Raw genomic sequence first — 22,508 nt, 5'->3', positions numbered from 1 at the left:
GCCCGGTCGCGCCGCGTGGCCGGGCAATCTGGACGTTGGTTGAGAGTATCATCAGCGGGTTGTTGAAATCATGTGCGACGCTGCCGACCAGATTACCCAGCGCTTCCATCTTGCGTGCCTGCCGGTAAGCGGATTCGATCGACCGGCGCATGGACGCTTCCGCCTGCCAGCGTTCCCAGGCATCTTCTTCATTGGCGAGGCGGCGTAGCGACAGCCAGATCACGCCCCATAACACCACGCACGGTGCGAACAAGGACAGTATCAGCACGCTGAGATGCCGATACCACGCAGCCCAGATGGTCGAAACGGGATATCCGCTGGACACGTACACCGGATAATTCCCCACCTTGCGATACGCCACGATTTTCATTTCATCGTCGAGTCCTGAGCGCATTCGCGCGACGCCGTTGCGCTCACCCGAGGCATACGCTTCGCGCAACGGCGAACTGGCGGCAAGTTCCATGCGGTTGGCTGGCCGCGGCGGATACCACGCGAGCACAGCGCCGTCCGTGCGCGTGAGGCCGAGCGATACGGTCGTGTGTTCGCCCAGCAATTCGCGATAGAACCGGCCAAAGTAACTGGGACGAAGGGCGATGGTCACAATGCCGTCGAAGCGGCCATCCGGGGTTTTGCGCGGCACGGCCGTGTTGAAGACGGTCTCTCCCGCCACCTTGCCGAGCATCACGCGGGACACGTTTTCAAACATCTTGTTGTCGCGAATGCCGACAAAGTCGTCGCGGGTGGCAATCGATACATCCGGCGAAGGGAAAATGCGGCTCGTGGCAACCAGGCGCCCATCCGCGCCAATAATGCTCACCGACGCCACTTGCGGATAACCGCCGCCCATTCCCACGAGTCTGTTGTGAATGTCGTATTCCTCGCGGCGCAGGGTGTCGTCGTCGACGCCGTAGATCAGGTCGATCACGCGGGCGTTGAGCGTCTCGTTCATGTCGAAGACTTTCTGCGCGTGTTCTTCGGCGACGTGCGCGTTGCGATCGACCATCTCGGCGGCTTCGGCTTCACGCGCTTTCAGGTCGCTCCACGACATCACCGCGACGTACAGGCAGGGCAAGACAATGGCGGCGATCAGCAGGACCAGCAGGGTCATGCGCTGGGCGGCGAAGTTACGTTCCGGGACCACGGGAAACGGCGGTTCGTCCTGCCATTGGTCAGCGCCCGGTTCCTCGCGTTGCGGCGTCATGGTGAGTCGTCGTCCCGTTGTGGATGGCTGAGCGTGGCATCTTTATACAACGATGAACGCAGCGAATGCGACGCGCGGAGTTCTGCGCATTCAGGCGCTCGTTGTTTGCCGGCAGCGCTCAAAATCAAAAAAAGCGTGCATAAATCGTGCCTTTTAAGCGATCCATCGATGTTCTGCCAAACACCCGGTATCGACGTTTAAAGCGCATGGATTGAGGCGCGGTGAAGAGCCGCGCGGGAGGTAAAAAGCGGCGAACCGGGTAAAATTGGCGCAGAAGATTGGCCTCGCCGCCGCGCAGACGGTCGCGCTCGACGGCTTCGACTATCGGATATTGCGTACGTCGCCCGGTCGCCCTAACCTACCGCTTTCGCGGCGGCTGAAGAGCCATACAGCCAAACGGCCGACGTTTTGTACGAAGGTTGAGGCCGGATGGCAAGCGGGTTGAAAGCACGCGGTAGGGCAGCTCAGGGCAACTCTTCACAAACTTGATATACTTTTCGCCGCTTCCGGCACGGCTTACACGCCGCCTGAAGCCGGTGTCCAAGCCATAGCCAGGTTTGCATTCAGCTTTAAAGCATGTTCCATGAAGCCGGATGCCCGGCGCCCGATCTAACACTTGCTGCCCTTGGGGGCGCCACAGCGGAGTCCGTCTTGGCCGTTTCCAATCTTATCGCCGACGATCCTGCTCCCGACGTTGCCAAGGTAACGTCGGGTAGTTCGTTCTATCTCGCCATGCGCATCCTGCCGGCTGCGCAGCGCGACGCCATGTATCAGGTCTACGCGTTTTGCCGCGCGGTTGACGATATAGCCGACGGCACGTTGCCGCGCGGCGAACGCGCCGCCGCGCTCGAACAATGGCGTGCTGATATAGACGATTGCTACGCCGGCAAGCCGCGCAGGTCGCTGGCTGCGTTGACACAACATATCGAAGCCTTCCACCTCTCGCGCGATGACTTCATTGCCGTGATCGACGGTATGGCGATGGACGCCGCCGAAGACATCGTCGCGCCCGATGAAGCCACGCTCGACCTCTATTGCGACCGTGTGGCGAGCGCGGTCGGGCGGTTATCGGTGAGGATATTCGGGATGCACGAAGATGCCGGACGGCGTCTCGCGCACCACCTCGGCCGTGCGCTGCAACTCACGAACATTCTTCGCGATATAGATGAAGACGCCGGTATTGGACGTGTTTATCTGCCGCGAGAACTGCTGTCGCGCGAAGGCATTTCCACGACCGACATCACGTCCATAGTCAACGACGCCCGCTTGCCGCGCGTCGCCCTGACGCTCGCCGATCGTGCGCGGAGCCACTATGCGCAATCCGATGCAATCATGGCGACGGCGCCCCGTGCTCAGGTGCGTGCGCCGCGCATCATGTCGGGTGCGTACCGGTGCGTGCTCGAGGCGAATTTGAAGCGCGGCTTCGATCTCCCGCGCAACCACGTCCGCACACCGCGTTCGCGGCTGCTGTGGATCGTCGCGCGACATATTTTCTGATGTCGCGTCTCATTCATGTGATTGGCGCCGGGTTGTCGGGACTCGCCGCCGCGGTCCAGTTGCAGCGCCGTGGAGCGCGCGTAATGCTGCACGAAGCCGCGCCGCACGCGGGTGGCCGCTGCCGTTCCTACTTCGATATCAAGCTCAACGCCACGATCGATAACGGCAACCATCTGGTGCTGTCGGGCAACCACGCCACGCTGAGCTATGCGAAGGCGGTAGGAGCGGCCGACGAGCTCGTCGGCCCGACGCAGCCCGAGTTTCCGTTCATGGATTTGCGCAGCGGTGCGCGCTGGACCGTAAAGCTTTCGCCGGGCCGCGTGCCGGGCTGGATCTTCGATTCCTCCGCGCGTGTCCCGGGCACCATGCCTGCGGATTATCTGTCGCTGTTACCGCTACTGTTCGCCAAACCCGGGCGCACGATGCAGCAAATTATGCGCACGAACGGGCGCTTGTGGGACGCGCTGATCAGCCCGCTGTTCCTGGCCGTGCTGAATGTGGATCCGCGTGAAGGCAGCGCGGTGCTCGCCGGCAACGTGCTGAAGGAATCGCTGCTGCTGGGCGGCCAGGCGTGCCGGCCGCTGGTCGCGCGCAACGGGCTGGGCCATGCGTTCGTCGATCCTGCATTGCGTCTGCTGCAATATGGCGGCGCGGAGATCAAGCTGGGGTCGCGGGTGCGTGAGATCGGCTTCTCGGGCACGGATTCGAAGACGCGTGTCACGTCGCTTGATTTCGACGATGGCCGCGTGGACATCGGTCTTCACGACGGCGTGGTGCTTGCCGTGCCGCCGAACGTGGCGCAGCAACTCGTGCCGGGGTTGATCGCGCCGAACGAATTCCGCGCCATCGTCAATGCGCACTTCGCTATTGATCCACCGCTTGCCTTCGAGCCGATGACCGGTTTGCTGAACGGCACCGCCGAATGGCTGTTCGCGTTCGATGGACGTCTTTCGGTGACCATCAGCGGCGCGGATCGTCTCCTCGATACCCCGCGTGAGGCCCTGGCCCAAGGCATCTGGCAAGAGGTTGCGAAGGCGGCGCGTTTGCCCGTTGAGCGCATGCCGACATGGCAAATCGTCACGGAAAAGCGTGCGACCTTTGCGGCCGTGCCGAGCCAGGAAAACCTTCGGCCAGGAACGCGTACGCGCTGGCCCAACCTGATGCTGGCCGGCGACTGGACGGCCAACGGGCTGCCCGCCACCATTGAAGGCTCGATCCGCTCCGGCCAGAAGGCGGCGGACCTGCTTATGAATCCCTCCATTGATTTCTCGGTGCAACGCTGATGAACGAAACTGTCCAGCCGCCCGGTATCCAGCCGGTGACGGCGGCGGCGCTGGAAGCGTCGGTGGCGCGTGCTGCCGATGCCATCCTTGCCGACCAACATCCCGACGGCTACTGGCTTTACCAACTCGAAGCCGACGCCACCATTCCCGCCGAATACGTGCTTCTCGTGCATTACCTTGCCGAGACGCCGAAGCCTGGGCTCGAAGCGAAGATCGGGCGGTACTTGCGCAGGATCCAGCGTGCCGATGGCGGCTGGCCGCTTTTCACCGATGGCGCCATGGACGTCAGCGCCACCGTGAAGGCGTATTTCGCGCTGAAGATGATCGGCGATTTGCCCGAAGCCGAACATATGCAGCGGGCGCGCCGCGCGATTATCGCGGCCGGCGGTGCGGAAAAATCGAACGTGTTCACGCGGATTCTGCTGGCGCTGTTCGGCGTGGTGTCGTGGCGCGCGGTGCCCATGATGCCCGTGGAAATCACGCTGTTGCCCGAGTGGTTTCCGTTCCATTTGTCGAAGGTGTCTTACTGGGCGCGGACCGTGATCGTGCCGCTGCTCGTGCTCAACGCGAAGCGGCCGCGCGCGCGTAATCCGAAGGGCGTGCGTATCGATGAACTGTTCTTCGATGCCCCCGTCAACGCCGGCATGGCCGAGCGTGCGCCGCATCAGCATCAGGGCTGGTTCGCGCTGTTCCGTTGCGTGGATGCCGTGCTGCGCGCAGTTGACCCGCTGTTCCCGCGCCACACGCGGCAACGGGCGGTGGAAGCGGCCGTGAGTTTCGTCGATGAACGGTTGAATGGCGAAGATGGTCTCGGCGCGATTTTCCCCGCGATGGCCAACTCCGTGATGATGTACGACGTGCTTGGTTATCCGGAAGATCATCCGAACCGGGCGATTGCGCGCCAGTCGATTGAGAAGCTTTTGATCATCGATGAAGCGCCGGGCGGCGAGGCTTATTGCCAGCCGTGTTTATCGCCGATATGGGACACGTCGCTCGTCGCGCACGCGCTGCTCGAAGCCGATACGCCCAACGCGCGCGCTGCCGTTTCGCGCGGTCTGGACTGGCTCGTGCCGCTGCAGATTCTGGATGTACGCGGTGACTGGATCTCGCGCCGGCCGAATATCCGGCCTGGGGGGTGGGCGTTCCAGTTTGCGAATCCGCATTATCCGGATGTGGACGATACGGCCGTGGTCGCGATGGCGATGGAACGTGTCGATCGTGAAAACGGAACGGCGTTGTATGGCCAAGCGATTGCGCGCGGGCGGGAGTGGGTCGTCGGCATGCAGAGCAGCGACGGCGGATGGGGCGCGTTCGAGCCTGAGAACACGCAGTATTACCTCAACAACATTCCTTTCTCCGATCACGGCGCGTTGCTCGATCCGCCTACTGTTGATGTGTCCGGGCGTTGTCTTTCGATGCTCGCGCAGTTGGGTGAATTGCCGGCGACGAGCGAGCCGGCGAAGCGCTCGCTCGACTATATTCTGCGCGGTCAGGAACGCGATGGAAGCTGGTACGGGCGTTGGGGGCTGAACTATATCTACGGGACGTGGACGGCGCTTTGTGCGTTGAATGCGGCTGGACTACCTCTTACCGATAGCCGCATGCAGCGCGCCGCGGATTGGCTCATTAGCATTCAGAACGCCGATGGCGGCTGGGGCGAGGGCGGGGAGAGTTACAAGCTCGACTATCGTGGATATGAAGCGGCGCCGAGCACGGCTTCGCAGACATCGTGGGCGCTGTTGGGGTTGATGGCGGCGGGGTTTGTCGATCATCCGGCGGTGGCGAAGGGCGTGCAGTATTTGTGTTCTACGCAGCGCGAGCATGGGTTGTGGGACGAGACAAGGTTCACCGCGACCGGATTCCCGAGAGTGTTTTATCTGCGATACCACGGGTATAGAAAGTTCTTCCCGCTATGGGCGCTGGCACGGTACAGGAACATGATGCGCGACGGTACGTCGCGCGTGACGGCGGGCATGTGAATTCGCGGTCTGGCTTCGCTTCAGGCTCGGGTGTTGATTCTGGCTCGGGGTCAGGCTCGGGCTCTTCTGGCTTAGGTGATGCGCGTCTGCCCGTTATTGCCGTGACGGGGATGGCGTTTGAAGCGCGTATCGCGCGTGGGCCTGGGGTGGAGTCGGTGTTTGCGGCGCGGTCGGATTTGCTTGAACGTGCTTTAAGCGAAGCGTTGGTGCGAGGGTGTTCCGGGATTATTAGCTTCGGGACGGCTGGCGGGCTCTCGCCGGAGTTGGAACCGGGGACGGTGATTATCGCGAGTTCTGTGTCGGGACCGTTCGGTGTGCTCGATACCGATCCGGAATGGTCCGCAAGGCTGTTCGCGGCTTTTGCCGGGACGCCGCTGGAGGCGAAGGCGGTTCGAGGGAAGATGGCCGGCGTGGCCGCGCCTTTGACCGGCGAACAGCAGAAGAGCTCGCTTTATCGGGCTACCGGGGCGCTTGCGGTTGATATGGAATCGCATATTGCCGGGGCGATTGCTACGGCGCGCGGATTGCCGTTTGCGGTTTGTCGGGCGATTGTTGATCCGGCTTGGCGGAGTTTGCCGAGTGCTGCGACGGCGGGGTTGCGGGATGATGGGACTACGACGATTCTGCCGATATTGCGCGAGTTGTTGAAGGAGCCGTCACAGCTTGGGGCGCTATTGAAGGTCGCGGGCGATGCGCGGGCGGCGCGGACTTCGTTGGTTCAGGCGCGGCACGCTATGGGCGCGGCGGGGGCGCTGGGGGTTTAGGCGCTTTTTGGTTTTGGCTTAGCCGCTGCGCGGCTTCTTTATGGGAAATGGCGGTCGGTGGGTTGGCGTGAGACCGCGTCTCGATCCTGTTTCAATCATCCATGCAGTGATAAGCCCTTGATGGCTTTATCGACTGCTTTCTTCGGGCCTCTTACGGCCAGTCCGACAAGATCGGGCGCATCTGCTGGTTCCTTCAAGAACACCTCCCGATTTGCTTCATCGTGGCCAGTGGAAAACATCGCGCGGACGTAGACGGCGCGGGTTAGTTCTCGTTCTATCGCTTGGCGGAAGGCGCGGAGAAGGGCGGGGGTGTCGGCTTGGTAGACCATGATGGGCTGGCCGAGGAGGCGGGCGTGGGTTCTGCCGGTGGCATCGATATAGGGCTCGCCCATCGCGTCAGGGGCTGCGCCAGCGATGCCGGTCGCGAGGAACGCTGTGACGTTGAGCTTCTGCCAGACGGCAAGGTCGTCGAGGATGATGATGGCAACTTTGGTGTCGAAGTCCATGGGGGTGGGGGCTTTAAGGGGTCGGCACTTTGGGATGGTAAGCAAAGTGATGGTCGGGCGGGGAGATGGCGTGTCAGAAACGAACGGGCTTCGACGAAAACAGTGCGTAGAGCATGGAGCGTTCTGTTTGGCCGCATGACGTTCGGCGGAGGGAAGGCCTCACGGGCATAACAGTTCTTTGGCATGGCAGAAAGTGCAAGAGATGTTGCGTTGTCCGCATGTCCTAAATAGCCGATTGCTATCCACCATGTTTACCCGGGTCAACGCAGGCTCAATCTTTATCCGGTCAAAGTTGGCCTCGCCACGTCGCCAGAGATCAGCGTCGTTGTCTCATTAATATCGTCTCGAAAGCTTACGATATCCATCATGTTGTCAGACTGAAAATCTGCTTAGGAAGATGACGACTTATCTGACGCTGATAACCCCCCAAAAGAGCTCCCATCGATGTAGCTTGAGAAATGAAAACCGTCTACGATTGACACCGTTCGCGCGGAAGGCATACCGCGTCCTGCTAGAAATTCATTCTGAACACTATACCGTTGGAGATTGGCATACTTTGTACGATCAATCTTTTAACCATTCGACGCTCCGGGGCGTAATTCAGCGCGGGGATTTTCTTACATACCCGCCGCTTCGAGATGTCATCCATAAAGAAGTCACCGTGCAGAACGCGGTGAAAGCGGCGGAATCGATGTTCTCTGGCGGAAATCCCGTCTCCTCGATTTTGGTGGCTGGAAAAACGATTAACCGTGTCGCCAGTTTCTCAGACAAACTGGTGATAAGGAAGATTGACCGTAATATCAAGCGGATTAGTCCCACATTTCAAGAATCCCGATCCTCAATTGTTAGCAACGTAAAGTCACTTCTATCGGAAGGCGTGCCCTATCGCTCCTACCGCTTAGATGTTAAAAGCTTCTTTGAGTCTTTTCCGAAAAATTTCATCATAGATTTGCTGCACGACGCGCGAACCCTTAGCACGCCCACCAAACAGTTGACGGCGAAGTTGCTCGATCAAAACGGTCCTGGATTGCCCCGGGGACTGTCGATCAGCTCGAGCCTCTCTGAGTTGGCGATGATCCCGTTCGACGCGGCGCTGAAGAAACTCGACCATGTATTTTTCTACGCTCGGTTTGTGGATGACATCTTGATCGTTACGAGCGGAGATGAACCAGAAGGTTTTGTCGTCGATTATATTGAGGCCACGCTGCCCGCAGGATTAACACTTAATAGGAAAAAGCTTGAGACGCCGACAAAGCTAACCACGATTAAGCCGTATGATGCCAATAAGACGAAGGTACAGACATTCGGACAAGGGAAAAATCCACTGTTGTCGATGGAATACCTTGGATATGCCTTTGAGGTCTACGATCCGCCAAAAACTGATACTCCACGAAATCAATTTAGAACTGTTCGGCTTGATATTTCCGAAAGCAAAAGAAACAAGATAAAAAAGCGCATTGTGCTTGCTGTATATAGCTACTGCAAAAATAAAAATTTCCAATTATTAGAAAATAGATTAAATTTTTTGACATCAAATTTTAGTATAGAAGACAAGAATCGTGACCAAAAGCGGCTAGCAGGGTTGTACTATAATTACTATCTTATAACAGATAGCGATGCGGACGGCCTCAAGGAATTAGACTGCTTTCTTCGTGCCGCGGTTCTTTCGAACAAGGGTCGAACATTCGCTCGATTCTATAAAAACTCTACACCCCTCCAGCGCAGGCAACTGCTGACACATAGCTTTGTCTTCAACTTTAGAAAAGAGGCCTTCGTCCATCATACGGCGAAGCAACTAAAACAAATTCAGCGATGCTGGAAATATGCCTAATAATTATATAAAAAAAATCCGAAAGGCAGATTTCGAGCGGATTTTCGTCACAGAGACCTTGCCAAGCGAAGTGCCGTTAATGGTGTCGAATGATGGCTTTTATCAAAACAGCAAAACCAATGGCTCTGCGGGCGTAATCTCAAACTTTATCTTCGGGAGATTAGTGCTGGGACAAAAACGGAAAAAATATTACACAATCGCATATGCCTATAAGATAAAAAAAAGCGCGTCCAGCTTCAGAAAGCTCGCATTTGTTCATCCGATCTCTCAGTGGGAGATGAAAGAATTTTACGAGCAATTTGAGAAACTGATTTGTCACTTTTGTAGCAGGAGCCCCACAACTATAAGGGCTCCGCGCAAAGTTGCGGGCACCTATTTCTACAAAAATCCGCTCGAGAACTTAAAAAAATACAAGCACGCAGCTGTTGAGGAAATGCATCTCGACTCGCTTATGCGCTATAGTTCATCGTACTTTTCGTATCGTGGGTACGATCGACTATACAAATTTTTCGATTCGAGTGCGTACCTTAAACTAGAAAAGAATTATCCATACCTTAAAACGTTCGACGTTACCAAGTGCTTCGAGAGCCTTTACACTCATTCTATTTCGTGGGCGACTAAGGAAAAAGTATTTGTTAAACATAACGTTACAACCGGAGGGACGTTCGGTCAAAAATTTGACACGTTGATGCAGCGCGCAAATTATAACGAAACGAACGGAATTCTCATTGGACCTGAAATTTCGCGAATATTTGCCGAGATAATATTTCAAGAAATTGACTGCAACTCCATTGATGCGCTAAAAGATAAGTGTAATTATTTAGATAGCAGAGACTACACGATTCGTCGTTATGTTGACGACGTTTTTGTCTTTGCAAAAACCCAGGAGATAGCAACGAAGGTTTTCGAGATATATAGCGACGAGCTGGGAAAATTTAATCTTCACACCAACAAGCAAAAAGAGGCTAACTATGTTAGACCGTTCTTTACAAAGAAATCCCGCGTAGTACACCAGATAAATATCATTATTAATGAATTTACTGCTAAATTCTTAAAAAAACCTGACGAAACCGCGACACTTGTCCCGACTGAAATTTTCCATCCTGATCGGCTTGTAAAGAGCTTTATTGATTCGATCAAAAACGTTTGCTCAGTCGAGTTGCTGCCATACGATGAAGTGTCGTCATATATTATCTCTTCTATTTCTAATAGAATCAAACGGATGATAAATTTTGGGGACGTAGAGGTAGAAGAAAATTCCTTAATTTACCTTAAAGACGCATCGCTGGTATTGCTAGAAGTTATCTTCTTTTTTTATGCCGTAGCGCCATCGGTCAACGCATCGTACAAGCTTTGCACGTCAATTATTTTGCTGTCTCGTTTTGCGGAGCGTGAGCTTAGTTATTTTTCCTCAACGATCAAACAGAAAATCTTCGAGCTCGCGATCGAGCTGCTATCTGGCGATATAGCAGCACTACAAAGCGAGGTAGATGGCTTTATCTTTCTTGAGGCGATCAACGTATTGCTCGCAATTAGGGATCTAGGCGATGACTACATGCTTCCGGTCAGGGTCATAAAAAATCTCTTTGACGGTAAATCAGGTTATTACCATGTAGTCAGTTGTCTTTTTTACATTCGGGACAAGCCGGAATATGAAGATCTTCGTAAAGACATCATATCGCGGATTGACAACGCACTCGCTGACCTGGGCGACATTTCTATTAACGCGGAGAAGGCCTGCCTTCTTTTGGATGCGTTGGCATGTCGTTTCATTACCAAGACCCAGAAGGCTAAGTGGATCAGGATTTTTTATAAAGGTATGGGCGAAACCGCTCCGTCGCCAAATGAAATTGAGTCCTTTTGCGCAGAAGCGAACTCTCGTTATTGGTTCGTGAACTGGGACGAAGTTGATCTGCTTAGTGCGCTTGAAAAGAAGGAGTTGAGACATGCATACAGTTAATGGTATTGTAGCGCGGGGTTGCTCAATATGCTCTTGACGTGCGCATACGGGAATATTTGTAAGCGCACTGTCATACGTAGTTTGATGAAGTCGAACTACCTAGTTTCGAGGTAATTTCGATGGATTTAGGTACGGGCGTTAAGTTGGTTAGGCGCACACACTTAGGGATGAGGGCAACTCCACCCCTCCAATTTTCGGGTAGCCGCGTTTCGACGGCGGCAACGAATACATAGCATAGATATCCTACAAGTTTCGATTGCAGCCCAGCCGCGGACCTGCAATCGGCCGCTGACCGGGGCGTCGGCAGATATTTGACTATGCATGTTCTTGGTGAGCGTATAAACAGCGGATTTCCGTATCTACTCCGCAGAAAAGGGGTGGGTCCCAGAGACGTACGAAGGTATTGAGTAAGCGGCGTGAATAGCCTCGAAACCGTAGTCAAGATTTTCACGGCTATGTGGCACGCGAAAGTATTCAGCAGATTGGCCCCTGTACCGAGTAACAACCGACCTGCTAGATTGCGTTCGCCCGACTGCGCAGCCGCTGACAGAGTCAAAACATATGACTACGCAGTGCATGAATCCTTTCGGACTGGTTTTGCTGAGACCACGTACGCAATATCCGTTTTACGGCGCCAGACTATCAAAGTGACGTCTCCTGCTGGCTAAGGTGTTTGGACATATGACGGCATTGGGGATAACCGTAAAAGGTGCAGCGTAGCGCATTCATTTGTATTACTCGACGTACGCGTGGGATTGATTGCCACCCTTGATATCTATTGCGAAATATTCCGCAACATCGAACAACGACGGTTTGCCAATGCCCGCTATGACTCATGGGGCGGCTGCGATGCTTCCCATGGGTGGGGCCCTTGATGAGGATCCGCGCATCACCTGTGCGCTTACACTCGCCGATTGTTCTAGGCTCCGACCAGTAACTAGGATGACTAAGCAGCGAACAAAGAGCACCGTGTCCGATTGTCTCTATTACGCATAGAGCTGACCGGTTATTCGGTCCGCTTGGCGAGGTCTACGGTTCATTCAAACCAGTCGTCTATCGAACGTTTGCGGATTTTTCGGCCGCTCATCAGTGTGGGCTCACCTAGCGAGAACAGGGAAGCCGAGACGCGGTAGCGCCGACCTGTAACAGCCATGAGCAGTAAACCTTTCAACGTTTGGTGCAGTGACGGCTCTAAATCGGAGGTAAGAGGAAAGCCTTTCGGGTGCTTGCTTCGCGCTACGCGTTGTGCGATCCAGTACATGAGGAAGAGACAGGCGGGAACGACCCCGATACAAAACGGTACACCTAGCCAAAATGGCAATGTTTCAAGATGCCTAAATCCTTTCCAGCCATAACGATGCAGGATGAGTGCTCCTGGGATGACAATGGCTGGCGCGGCACCGACGATCCAAACGAACATAATCGCGGCCGAAACTCTCTCTACGAGTGACGCTAAGCCTTCGCGGCCTGTCAGGTCCAGTGGAGCCAGTTGACCGAGCACCCGGCCTGACGCGCATAGTTCCACGTGAGGATTCGAGCTTGTAAAGTAGAGAGATACGAGCAAATCTTCGCCCGCGGTGAGGCCTTCTAGGACGATTTCCAGCAGGTTGTTCCCGATCTGGTGCACCTCAGCATTCACCCCGTCGATTTGAGAGAAGACTTTCGCCCCCAAAATGTAGCTATCGCCGCCCAGTTTCAATGTCAGAGGTGCAGACCGTGGGATGTCGGCAGGCACAATTGGCGCCTCCCCGCGATTCCAAAGACGCACCAAAGCAGCGTACACGCCAGTGGTGATTGCATTCCCTTGCAGGTCGACCAACTGGAACGGCAGACCTTCTGGGACTTCTGCAACAATCCCTCGACCAACGATCGAAACCTCAAGTCGTTTCTGTGGGGAAGGGGCATGTCGTGCCATTGCTGCAAGGACTCGGGAAACGGCTCCGATCAGAGTATTGGCACTAACGGGCATAGCGTCCTTTTGACAAGTTATGCATACGCGTCTCCCACCAGTCCCCGCGGTGAAGGACCCATGTGTTCACGGAACCGACGGCAAGTTTGTTATTACTGTCCCTTGGCGCAACAAAGACTGATGGCAACTTGGTAGCAAAGACCGTCCAAAAGCTCATGTCACAAACCATCACGCATCCCCAAACGGATTCCCTTTCTTAGTCGCTGGCGTTTGCGTCTTCGTCGCCAGATGGTTCTGCAACCAGAACATCGCTTTGTTCAATCCGAGCGCGTGCCAGTCCTGGCCCATTTCGCAGATGAACACTCGATCATCGGCCGCTGTCGCACGCGAAAACGAACCGGCCAGTTCCTTCGCATTGCGATCCGTGTTCAGCACCAGGAACGCCCCCATTTGGTGGAGATGCAAGAACTCATAGTCGTCGCCTGACACCTGCGCCGCGATGTCTTTGATCTGTGCGTGCTGCTGTGTCGGAGTACCGATAAATATGCTGACCAGATACGTCACTTTCTTGTTCAAGTTCATGTTCTTCCGCCGTGCCGTAGTTGAGTAGATCAGGAACTTTGATTGTCACACAACGGGAAGGGCATCTCTCAAAGACGCGGAGCCCACATCGGTGAGAAAGCGATTCATACGAACTCGACCGCGATTCCAGCGACACGAGGAGCCACCGCACGGCGCCGAGACCGCTGTAAAGATCAGCCTCATCGCCCATCGCAACGCGTTGGGAAGCGAGCGCGGCCCACATCCATAGCGTGACGGGCAAGACGCCGCACCACGTCAACCCCAACCCCCAAAACCAAAAAAACTGGCGAGCCACCCACGCTCGCCAGTCCATCCACCATCACCGCGTCATCAACCCAAACCCCTACGACTTCCCATGCCCCGCGTCCAACGGCTTATGCTGCTCCGCACCTGACCCGGGGAAGAACGTGTCCCAAACCGCTCTAACGCCCTCGGCGGCCGTCGCTTCAGCCTCAATACTCTCCGCCCCTTCAACCTTACTAGGATCGCCGGAAAGGCCGCGCCAGTGAGTGAAGACGAGCATCGGTTTTTCGGTCCATCCGTCCGTACCGTATTTCGCGAATGCCGTTTCGCCGCTCGCGAGTTGCACCTCGTACCATCCGTCGCGCGCCGGCGCGTAATCGCTTAACGGAAACCATGCAGTCGGATCGAGTTTCACAAGCTCCCCCATAGATCATTAGGACATTGCTGTCGGTGTAAGGATTGCGCGCATACCACGTGCCCGGCATCGAGATCAAAGCATGCCAAAACGTCGTCACATCGCCAAGCAAACCTAAGTGTCAGAATACGCGAAGGTAAAAAGGCACTGCAGAATCTCCCAGCCCGCTGCGGGTCATCGAAGCGACCGGAACCACTGGAATCACCCGGCAAAACGCCCGGTCTCGCGGCAAGACGTAGTCAAGCTCAACCACCCCGAACCCTCCGCCAACTCCAACCGCAAAAACATTCAACCCCGCAATCACCCCTCCGCCATCAATAGCATTAACCGCACAACAACGGTGCATCCATGCGTTGTCCCACGTTTCTCATCAAATTGACATACTCTGTCTGTATAAGCGTGCGTTCACGCAATGCTGCATCCGCAAAATAAATGAAGTACTCGCCACATAAGAACTGGGTAATCCCACGTATAAACCCTCAACACAAAAAATCCAGTTGATTGTTGTTTTCTGTTTATTGATAATGCCTAAACACAATGTCGTGCCAGAGCAATCGGTACGCTGAGAGAGTAGTGAGTCGTCAACTTGGGGGGAATCAGTCATGCAATACGCTGAGATCGCTTACGAGAATGTCGTCTTGATTCCGCTGGCCGCGTACGACGATGGCTTGTACGCAGCCATGCTGATCGTCAGGGAGGTTGATGGTGTGCAGCGCGCGACTGGCGTGCTGGGCCATTTCCCGTGCCCTGTCGATGCCCGTAAGTTTGCCCTTGCGTATGGCATGGCGGAAATAGACGAACGTCAACATGCGCCGCAACAGCGAGTAATGCAGCAGTCTTTCGGTCAGGCCGCATAAATCCGGCCGTCCAATCCGAAAGTCAAAGCCAAGCCGCTTTGAATCAAACCGTATAGGTTTCGATAAAACACGCCCGTTGAAAAGCGGGCGCGTTCAATATGGGCAATTGCTCATTAGCGATACAAATAGTCATATTAATCCGCTTAATAAAACAATGCCGTTTTATGCCCAGTCGACAGCCGAATTGAATAAAGCAATACGCGCCGTGAAAGATGGGTGAACCATAGAGCGCGCTTTTCGACTTATCGATATTGATCATCGCTTGTCTGGCCTGCCCCGGCGCGCAACTCTTCCCCCAGGAACTCCACGAACGTCCGTAGCTTCGCGGACAACTGATGCCGCTCCAGATAGATCGCGTGGATATCGGCATTCGGCAACGCCCAGTCGTTCAGCAGCACAACCAGCTTCTCGTCACGCACCAGCGCCTCCGTCTCCCATTGCGAGCGCACGGCAATGCCGCGTCCGTCCAGCGCCCATTGCAGCACCGCGCTGCCGTCATTGCTGCTAAGCGGGCCATCGACCTTGACGGTTTCCACCTTTTTGCCGCGCGTGAAATGCCACGCTCCATACGCTGATTCGTTCTCGCGCAGCACGAGGCACGCGTGCCGCGTCAGGTCGTGCGGCATAACGGGCTGCCCGTGCTTCTCCACATATCCCGGCGATGCACACACAATCCGCCGGTTCCTGAGCAGCAAGCGCGCGTTGATGCGCGCGTCGGGGACATCACCGAAACGGATGCCCAGGTCGAAACCTTCCTCCTGCAAATTCACCGGCCGGTCCGACAGATGAAGCTGGATCTTGATTGCCGGATATCGCTCGATGAACTTCGACACCGCCGGTGAAATCCTGCTGCGCCCAAATCCAAACGATGCATTCACGCGCAGCAAACCCGTCGGCTCCGCCCGGCTTTTCGTGACGAGTTGTTCCAGTTCGGCGAGTTCATCGAGGATGCGCGAGCCGTTCGCCAGATACAGCTCGCCCTCGGGCGTGAGACTGACGCGGCGCGTGGTGCGGTTCAAAAGCCGCACACCCAGCCGCCGTTCGAGCTGCGCGAGACGCTTGCTGATGGAAGGCGGCGTCACGCCGAGATCGCGCGCAGCCGCCGCCAGATTGCGATGCCGCGCGACCAGCGTGAACAGGTTGAGGTCCGAAAAGCCGTCCATCGATTAGTTCCTGGAAGTTAAGTCTGGATTGCCTGAATAGAAACTGTATCGGGAAATGCATCAATTAAACTTCATAAAACTACTGGAGACAATGATGTTCGATGACTTCAAGGACGTATCGGCAACGGTCGATGGCGTCAGGATCAAGGCGATACAAGGCGGCAACGGTCCCGCGTTATTGCTGTTGCATGGCCATCCCCAAACCCACGCGATCTGGCACAAGGTCGTGCCCGAGCTGACGAAACACTTCACCATCGTGGCGGCGGATCTGCGCGGTTATGGCGATAGCGGCAAACCAGAAGGCTTGCCCGATCACAGCAATTATTCGAAGCGCCGTATGGCACAGGATCAGGTCGATCTGATGCGCACGCTGGGTCACGAATCGTTCGCGGTGCTCGCACACGATCGCGGCGGACGAGTGGCGGCGCGGATGGCGCTGGATCATCCAACCGTGGTCAACAAACTGATCACGCTCGACGTAGCGCCGACGCTCGCGATGTACGAGAAAACCTCGTTCGAATTTGCTCGCGCTTATTGGCACTGGTTTTTCCTGGTCCGTCCGGCGCCATTCCCCGAGACGCTGATTCGCGCGGACGCGGACCTGTATCTGAAGCAGACCATCGGCGCGCGAAGTGCGGGGTTAAAGCCGTTCACGCCCGAGGCCTACGCGGAATATCTGCGCTGCCTGCAGCAGCCGGACACCGCTCATGGCATCTGCGAGGACTATCGCGCGAGCGTCACGATCGATCTGGAACACGATCGGGATTCGTTGGCTACAGGCCAAAAAATAACCTGCGATTTGCTAGCGCTATGGGGCGCGGAAGGCGTGATCGAAAAGTGCTTCGATCCCATCGCTGAATGGAAAAAATTCTCCGATAACGTCAGCGGCCACTCGCTGCCATGCGGCCACTACATTCCGGAAGAAGCGCCCGAGTTGCTGCTCGAGCGTGTGCTGCCGTTTCTTCAGGGTTGAGCATCATGTCGAACCACACTACCTTTTATAAGAAGCTCGTCGACTCGCATACGGTTACGCGTATCGACGATCAGAACGTGCTGCTCTACGCACGGAGTTACGTCCGCTTGTCTGTCTGCGGCTTGTATTTGCGAAACGACGGCAAGCCTTGTTTCCTCAGATCACACTGAAATTGTCTGTTTCGGTACGTTGGCTATCGGGGCAATAGACCTTTAGCTATCTTGACGCGATGCGGCGATAGGCGAGCGGGACATTGCTGTCCGCCTTTCGTTGTGATTCGGAAAAAGGCGGTCGAAACATCGATCGATATTTTGTAGCTGTCTCAGACAAATCATCCATGACATCGCAAACTCACGATCCTTCCAAGGCAGTCGTTACCTCAGTCGGCAGCAGTTTAGCGGGAGGAATTGCGTTCGGCCATCCGATGATCAGTGGCACAGCCGATCCGGGCAACGTGGTGCTGGTATTTGACGGCGTGAGAATGATCGGCACCGCGCTGACCGGAGCCGATGGTACCTGGTCGTTTCAGCAGACTACTGACATGAAAGTGGGCTTGCACCGCTTCGCCGCCATTCCCATGGATGACGCCGGCAACTACGGCGCTTCATCAAATCCATTCGATATCATCGCGATCCTGGTTCCCGTCGCTATCGTGACGGTTCTTGATTCGGTCGGCATCAAGACGGGACCGATCCCCCAGGATGGCATCACCGACGACACCCGGCCGGCCATTAGTGGCGTCGGCGCGGTAGGCGACACGATCCGCCTCTATGACCATGATCTGCTGGTTGGCTCGGCGCTGGTCGATATCCACGGTAATTGGTCGATCCAGCCGGCGAGCGCGTTGCCCGAGGGTGACTGCGTGCTCACCGCGACTGCGACACACTCCGGCGGCTCGACCGAGACGTCGGCGGAGTTCCGTTTCACCATAGATACAAGCGTGCCCGACAAGCCCGTTATCGACAGTATCACCGACACTAAAGGCATGGCGATTGTGGCCGCCACCAGTGACGTCCATCCGGACCTGAACGGCGTAGGCAAGGCCGGCGACACGATTACGCTATATGAAGGGAACACGGTGCTGGGCTCGGCCATTGTTGACGCGAGTGGCCACTGGCGCGTCGAGCCGTCGGCGGATCTGTCGTACGGCAACCACGACCTGTATGTGATCGAATCGACCCGGGCGGGGGGGCAGAGCGTGGCTTCCGATCATGCCATTTTCAACGTTTTCATGATCCCGCCCTCTGCCCCGTTGGTCACAGCGCTGATCGACGCACTCGGCCCGCTGGCCGGCAATGTAAGCCCAGGTGGCCTGGCGACCGACGCGCGGCCCACCTTGACCGGAACGGGACACCAAGGCGACACGATCAAAGTTTATGACAACGGCACTCTGCTCGGCACCACGATGGTGGCCGAAAACGGTACCTGGAGTTTCATGCCGGCGTCATTGAAGAGCGGCGCCCATAGCCTGACGGTGACCGAATCGAATGCAGCGGGTACCAGTCCTGCATCGGCGCCGTATCCGTTCTCGTACACACAGATTCTGATTACGGGTATGACGGACGGCAGCGGTCACGCCGTAGCCAACGGCGGCACGACAGACAGCGCGGTGAAAATCACATGCTGGATCGACCCAGCGGTGCATGCGGACACGTGTTCGCTGTATCTTTCGGGCGGACCTTTCGGCGACTGGGTCAGTACGGTGTGGCCCAAACCGACGATATCCGGCAATACGATGACGGTCGTGTTACCGAGAGGCACATTTTGTGGAAAGTCGTTCGAGACCGGGTACCTTCCCAACGGAACTTACTCGATCGGCTTAAGAGCCAAAGGTAGCACGACGGGCATCGACGTGATGACCATGACTAACCCGGCACTGACCTGGAGTGTCACCGACACGTGGTCGCTTCCAGCTCCCAGCACACCGTCGATCGCCAGTCTTGTCGACGCGGTGGGCTCGATTACCGGCCCGATTGTGAACGGCCAGACCACTGACGATCCGCGTCCCACTCTCAGTGGAACCGGGACTACCGGCGACACGATCACGCTCTACGACAACGGTGTGCTGGTAGCTACCGCAGTGGTCACGGCAAACAAGACCTGGAGTATCCAACCCGCGGCTGCGCTGGGAAACGGCCCTCATTCCTTTACCGTTTCCGAAGCGAACATGCAAGGTAGCAGCGCCGAGACTAAGCCTATAACCTTCACGCTCGACACCACTACGCCCGCCACTCCGCTGCTTCCGGTTGTCACCGACGGAGCCGACACGATCATTCCTGCAGATAGTTCGACGACCTCGAACCGGCCGACATTCAGCGGGACGGGCGTGGCTGGCGACATCATCATGTTGTACGACGGCCTGAGCGTTGTAGGCTCTGCCAAGATTAATGCGACTGGCAACTGGTCGATCACTCCGGCCACGGCCCTGAATAACGGTGCGCACGACTTTACGCTGACGGAAACGAACGCAGCCGGGACATCCAGTGCGCATTCCGAGCATATTGCGTTTACGGTGGCAAGCGGTGGGGTCCAGAGTACGTACACCCCGGTCACGCCTGGTGGTGAGACCGATCCAGTCATGACGCCTGTCACCCACACAATAATCGGCACGCACGAGACGTTTATTGGGTCGTCCGCTCATGAATCGATTGATCTGGCTGTCGATCCCACTGTGTACTTCAAGGACAATGCAGCGCACATCGAGGGCGCGAAGGGGGCCATTGACGTATTGACGCTGCTGGGTGATCACCAGGTGCTGGATCTGACTTCGCTGACGGGAAAGACGGCGTCGGCGAAATTATCAGGTGTCGAAGTATTCGACCTGAATGGTCATTCGAACACACTCAAGCTCTCTTTGGTGGACGTTCTAAACCTAGGGGAAGTGGATATCTTTAAGGCCGACGGCAATCAGCAAGTGCTGGTTAACGGCAAGCAAGGAGATTCAGTGGATTTATCGAATTCTCATGTGGCGGGTCTCGATTCGGGCGAATGGGCGCAACACGGAACGGCTCAGGTTGGCGGCTTGCAATACGACGTGTACGAGCATTCGAGCGCGCACGCGGAATTGCTGATTCAGCAAGGAATACAAACGATTGTGCATTGACCGTTCGCGGATTCATGTCCGCGAATACCGATTCGATTCATGCGTGCCGGACGCTTCGCCGGATGGAAACATTTTGCCGTTTCTTCAGGGTTGAGCATCATGTCGAACCACACTACCTTTTATAAAAAGCTCGTCGACTCGCATACGGTTACGCGTATCGACGATCAGAACGTGCTGCTCTACGTCGATCTGCATTTGATGAACGAGTACACGAGCCCGCAAGCGTTCAGCGGTCTCGCTGACAAAGCCAGGCCGGTACGTCGTCCGAAGCAGCAACTCGCCGTAGTGAGCCACATCATTCCGACGCACGCGGAAACGCCGCGTGTGATTCGTGATGCCGCCTCTCTGCTCCAAGCTGAAAACCTCGCACGCAATTGCGACAAGGCGGGCATCCGGCTGTATGCCGCGAACGATCCGTTGCAGGGTATAGAACACATCATCGCGCCGGAACTGGGGTTGATCCGCCCTGGCATGGCGGTGCTCTGCGGCGATAGTCACACGACCACCTACGGCGCGTTGGGCGCGCTGGGGTTTGGTATCGGAACGTCGGAGGTTGAGCACGTTCTCGCAACGCAGACGCTGGTGTATCGCGTGGCGCAGACCATGCGTATCACCATCGATGGCGCGTTGCCGTATGGCACGGCATCGAAGGATGTGATCATCTGGATCATCAGCCGTATCGGCGCTCAAGGGGCGCGGGGTTATGCGGTGGAATTTAGAGGCTCGACCATCGCGTCGCTGTCGGCGGAAGCGCGCATGACCCTGTGCAACATGACCGTGGAAGCGGGCGCACGGGCGGCGTTGATCGCGCCGGATAAAACCACGTTCGACTATGTCCGCGCACATGCAACATCGCTAGATGAAGCCGCGTGGAACGCAGCGCTCGCCGACTGGAGCGATTTGAAATCCGACGCCGATGCCACCTTCGACGCCGAATACACCTTCGATGCCCGCGATATCGCGCCCTTCGTCACATGGGGTACGAGCCCCGACCAAGCGATGCGGGTTTACGCCCTGGTGCCCGACGCCGCCCAACAAGCCACGCCCGAAGCCGCCGCCGCATTGCGTCGTGCGCTCGACTACATCGGTCTTGAATCGAATCAGCCGATAGCGGGAACGCCGATCGACCGCGTGTTTATCGGCTCATGCACGAATGGTCGGATCGAGGATTTGCGCGTCGTCGCGTCGATCGTGCGCGGGCGCAAAGTCGCCCAAGGCGTACGCGCGATGGTCGTGCCGGGTTCGGGCTCCGTGCGTCGGCAGGCTGAAGCGGAAGGCATCGCGGAGATTTTAAAAACAGCCGGCTTCGAATGGCGCGAGCCGGGATGTTCGATGTGCCTCGCGATGAACGACGACTTCCTCGAAGCGGGCGAACGCTGCGCATCGACGACGAATCGCAACTTCGAAGGCCGGCAAGGACGCGGCGGCCGCACGCATCTGATGAGTCCCGCGATGGCCGCCGCCGCCGCGCTGACCGGCATGATCACCGACGTCCGTTCGCCGGAGAATCGCAATGACTAACATGACCACGATTGAAGGCACCGCAGTACCGTTGCCGATCGAGAACCTCGACACCGATCAGATCATGCCGAAGCAGTTCCTTCGCATCATCGATAAAGCGGGTTTGAGCAAAGGCTTGCTCTACGACCTGCGTTTCGATGAACACGGCGCACCGCTCACAGATTGCGTGCTTAATCAGCCAGCTTATAACGGCGCACGCATCCTGATCGGCGGAGCGAATTTCGGTTGTGGATCGAGCCGGGAACATGCGGTGTGGGGACTTCAGCAATACGGTTTCGACGCTGTGATCGCACCCAGCTTCGCCGAAATTTTCTACTCCAACGCGATGAACAATCGTCTGATGCTCGTGCAACTTGAACGTGAAGCGGTGGACGTGTTGCTGCGCGAATCGACGGACGATCCGGCGTCGAAGATCCTTATCGACCTGGAAGCGCAGACGGTTACTACAACAACCAGCACTCAGGTCTTCAAGTTCCCTCTGGGCGCGCGTCACAAGCGCATGGTGATCGAGGGTATGGACACGATCGACCTGACGCTGACCGCTCTCGCCGACATAGAAGCCTTTGAAAAGCGCCACTTCGAGCGCCATCCCTGGGCCGCAGTGATGTAGCCCGCGCGGCTGCGGCCGCGCTCATCAAAAACACCGTAAGCCCGACCGCACTGGCGTAATCAAAAGCGGCAGGGACACGTTGCCCAAAAAAGGAGGAGACGTGAAAACGGG

Annotated in this window: 16 protein-coding genes and 1 pseudogene; 11 read left to right on the top strand and 6 right to left on the bottom strand. The window is 56.6% G+C overall.

Annotated elements, in window-relative coordinates; all coding sequences use genetic code 11:
* A pseudogene (locus tag FH08_RS0130325) lies at window positions 1-1,201 on the bottom strand (cache domain-containing protein); the annotation flags it as partial.
* 651 nt (window positions 1,202-1,852) lie between these two features.
* Between FH08_RS0130325 and hpnD the strand changes: the two are divergent.
* The 4 genes from hpnD (at window position 1,853) to FH08_RS0130300 (ending at window position 6,724) form a co-directional block, all read left to right on the top strand.
* On the top strand, window positions 1,853-2,698 hold the full coding sequence (gene hpnD / locus FH08_RS0130315) for a presqualene diphosphate synthase HpnD (RefSeq protein ID WP_031361957.1): 846 nt from the start codon (window positions 1,853-1,855) through the stop codon (window positions 2,696-2,698).
* Window positions 2,698-3,981 (top strand): hydroxysqualene dehydroxylase HpnE, encoded by a 1,284-nt coding sequence (gene hpnE / locus FH08_RS0130310; RefSeq protein WP_031361956.1) that lies wholly within the window; start codon window positions 2,698-2,700, stop codon window positions 3,979-3,981. The genes hpnD and hpnE overlap by 1 nt, the downstream gene beginning before the upstream one ends.
* Window positions 3,981-5,960 carry a squalene--hopene cyclase gene (gene shc, locus FH08_RS0130305; protein ID WP_031361955.1) on the top strand — a complete coding sequence of 660 codons (1,980 nt, stop codon included), beginning with the start codon at window positions 3,981-3,983 and terminating at the stop codon, window positions 5,958-5,960. The genes hpnE and shc overlap by 1 nt, the downstream gene beginning before the upstream one ends.
* A 110-nt stretch (window positions 5,961-6,070) precedes the next feature.
* The gene (locus tag FH08_RS0130300) at window positions 6,071-6,724 is read left to right on the top strand and encodes a phosphorylase (protein ID WP_051888657.1); all 654 of its coding nucleotides are present in this window, start codon (window positions 6,071-6,073) and stop codon (window positions 6,722-6,724) included.
* Between the two features lie 95 nt (window positions 6,725-6,819).
* Here the strand turns inward: FH08_RS0130300 and FH08_RS0130295 are convergent, their stop codons facing one another.
* On the bottom strand, window positions 6,820-7,230 hold the full coding sequence (locus tag FH08_RS0130295) for a DUF2000 domain-containing protein (protein WP_031361953.1): 411 nt from the start codon (window positions 7,228-7,230) through the stop codon (window positions 6,820-6,822).
* 556 nt (window positions 7,231-7,786) lie between these two features.
* Between FH08_RS0130295 and drt3a the strand changes: the two genes are divergently transcribed.
* On the top strand, window positions 7,787-9,061 hold the full coding sequence (gene drt3a, locus FH08_RS0130290; protein WP_031361952.1) for an antiviral reverse transcriptase Drt3a: 1,275 nt from the start codon (window positions 7,787-7,789) through the stop codon (window positions 9,059-9,061).
* Complete coding sequence (gene drt3b, locus FH08_RS0130285) at window positions 9,054-11,021, top strand: antiviral reverse transcriptase Drt3b (RefSeq protein ID WP_031361951.1); 1,968 nt, start codon at window positions 9,054-9,056, stop codon at window positions 11,019-11,021. The genes drt3a and drt3b overlap by 8 nt, the downstream gene beginning before the upstream one ends.
* Before the next feature lie 1,036 nt (window positions 11,022-12,057).
* Here drt3b and FH08_RS0130280 read toward each other — a convergent pair.
* The 3 genes from FH08_RS0130280 to FH08_RS0130270 form a co-directional block, all read right to left on the bottom strand.
* Window positions 12,058-12,936: a hypothetical protein gene (locus FH08_RS0130280; protein WP_031361950.1), complete on the bottom strand. Its 879-nt coding sequence runs from the start codon at window positions 12,934-12,936 to the stop codon at window positions 12,058-12,060.
* Window positions 12,937-13,158: 222 nt separating this feature from the next.
* On the bottom strand, window positions 13,159-13,512 hold the full coding sequence (locus FH08_RS0130275) for a hypothetical protein (RefSeq protein ID WP_235210546.1): 354 nt from the start codon (window positions 13,510-13,512) through the stop codon (window positions 13,159-13,161).
* Between the two features lie 343 nt (window positions 13,513-13,855).
* Window positions 13,856-14,170, bottom strand: coding sequence for a hypothetical protein (locus FH08_RS0130270; RefSeq protein WP_031361948.1), 315 nt, complete (start codon window positions 14,168-14,170; stop codon window positions 13,856-13,858).
* Window positions 14,171-14,772: 602 nt separating this feature from the next.
* Here FH08_RS0130270 and FH08_RS0130265 point away from each other — a divergent pair.
* On the top strand, window positions 14,773-15,027 hold the full coding sequence (locus FH08_RS0130265) for a hypothetical protein (protein WP_031361947.1): 255 nt from the start codon (window positions 14,773-14,775) through the stop codon (window positions 15,025-15,027).
* 242 nt (window positions 15,028-15,269) lie between these two features.
* Here FH08_RS0130265 and FH08_RS0130260 read toward each other — a convergent pair whose 3' ends face one another.
* Entirely contained in the window at window positions 15,270-16,190 is a 921-nt protein-coding gene (locus FH08_RS0130260; protein ID WP_051888656.1) for a LysR family transcriptional regulator, read from the bottom strand.
* 94 nt (window positions 16,191-16,284) lie between these two features.
* Between FH08_RS0130260 and FH08_RS0130255 the strand changes: the two genes are divergently transcribed.
* The 4 genes from FH08_RS0130255 to leuD all read left to right on the top strand — a co-directional run bounded on the left by FH08_RS0130255 (window position 16,285) and on the right by leuD (window position 22,397).
* On the top strand, window positions 16,285-17,163 hold the full coding sequence (locus tag FH08_RS0130255) for an alpha/beta fold hydrolase (protein WP_031361945.1): 879 nt from the start codon (window positions 16,285-16,287) through the stop codon (window positions 17,161-17,163).
* Window positions 17,164-17,500: 337 nt separating this feature from the next.
* On the top strand, window positions 17,501-20,266 hold the full coding sequence (locus FH08_RS0130245) for an Ig-like domain-containing protein (protein ID WP_152602951.1): 2,766 nt from the start codon (window positions 17,501-17,503) through the stop codon (window positions 20,264-20,266).
* A 99-nt stretch (window positions 20,267-20,365) separates the two neighbouring features.
* Window positions 20,366-21,787, top strand: coding sequence for a 3-isopropylmalate dehydratase large subunit (gene leuC, locus FH08_RS0130240; RefSeq protein WP_031361943.1), 1,422 nt, complete (start codon window positions 20,366-20,368; stop codon window positions 21,785-21,787).
* The gene (gene leuD / locus FH08_RS0130235; protein WP_031361942.1) at window positions 21,780-22,397 is read left to right on the top strand and encodes a 3-isopropylmalate dehydratase small subunit; all 618 of its coding nucleotides are present in this window, start codon (window positions 21,780-21,782) and stop codon (window positions 22,395-22,397) included. The genes leuC and leuD overlap by 8 nt, the downstream gene beginning before the upstream one ends.
* Window positions 22,398-22,508 lie beyond the last annotated feature (111 nt).

It is taken from the genome of Caballeronia sordidicola, assembly GCF_000729995.1.
Classification (GTDB): Bacteria; Pseudomonadota; Gammaproteobacteria; order Burkholderiales; family Burkholderiaceae; genus Caballeronia; species Caballeronia sordidicola_A.
This window is presented reverse-complemented; position numbering and strand designations above follow the sequence as displayed.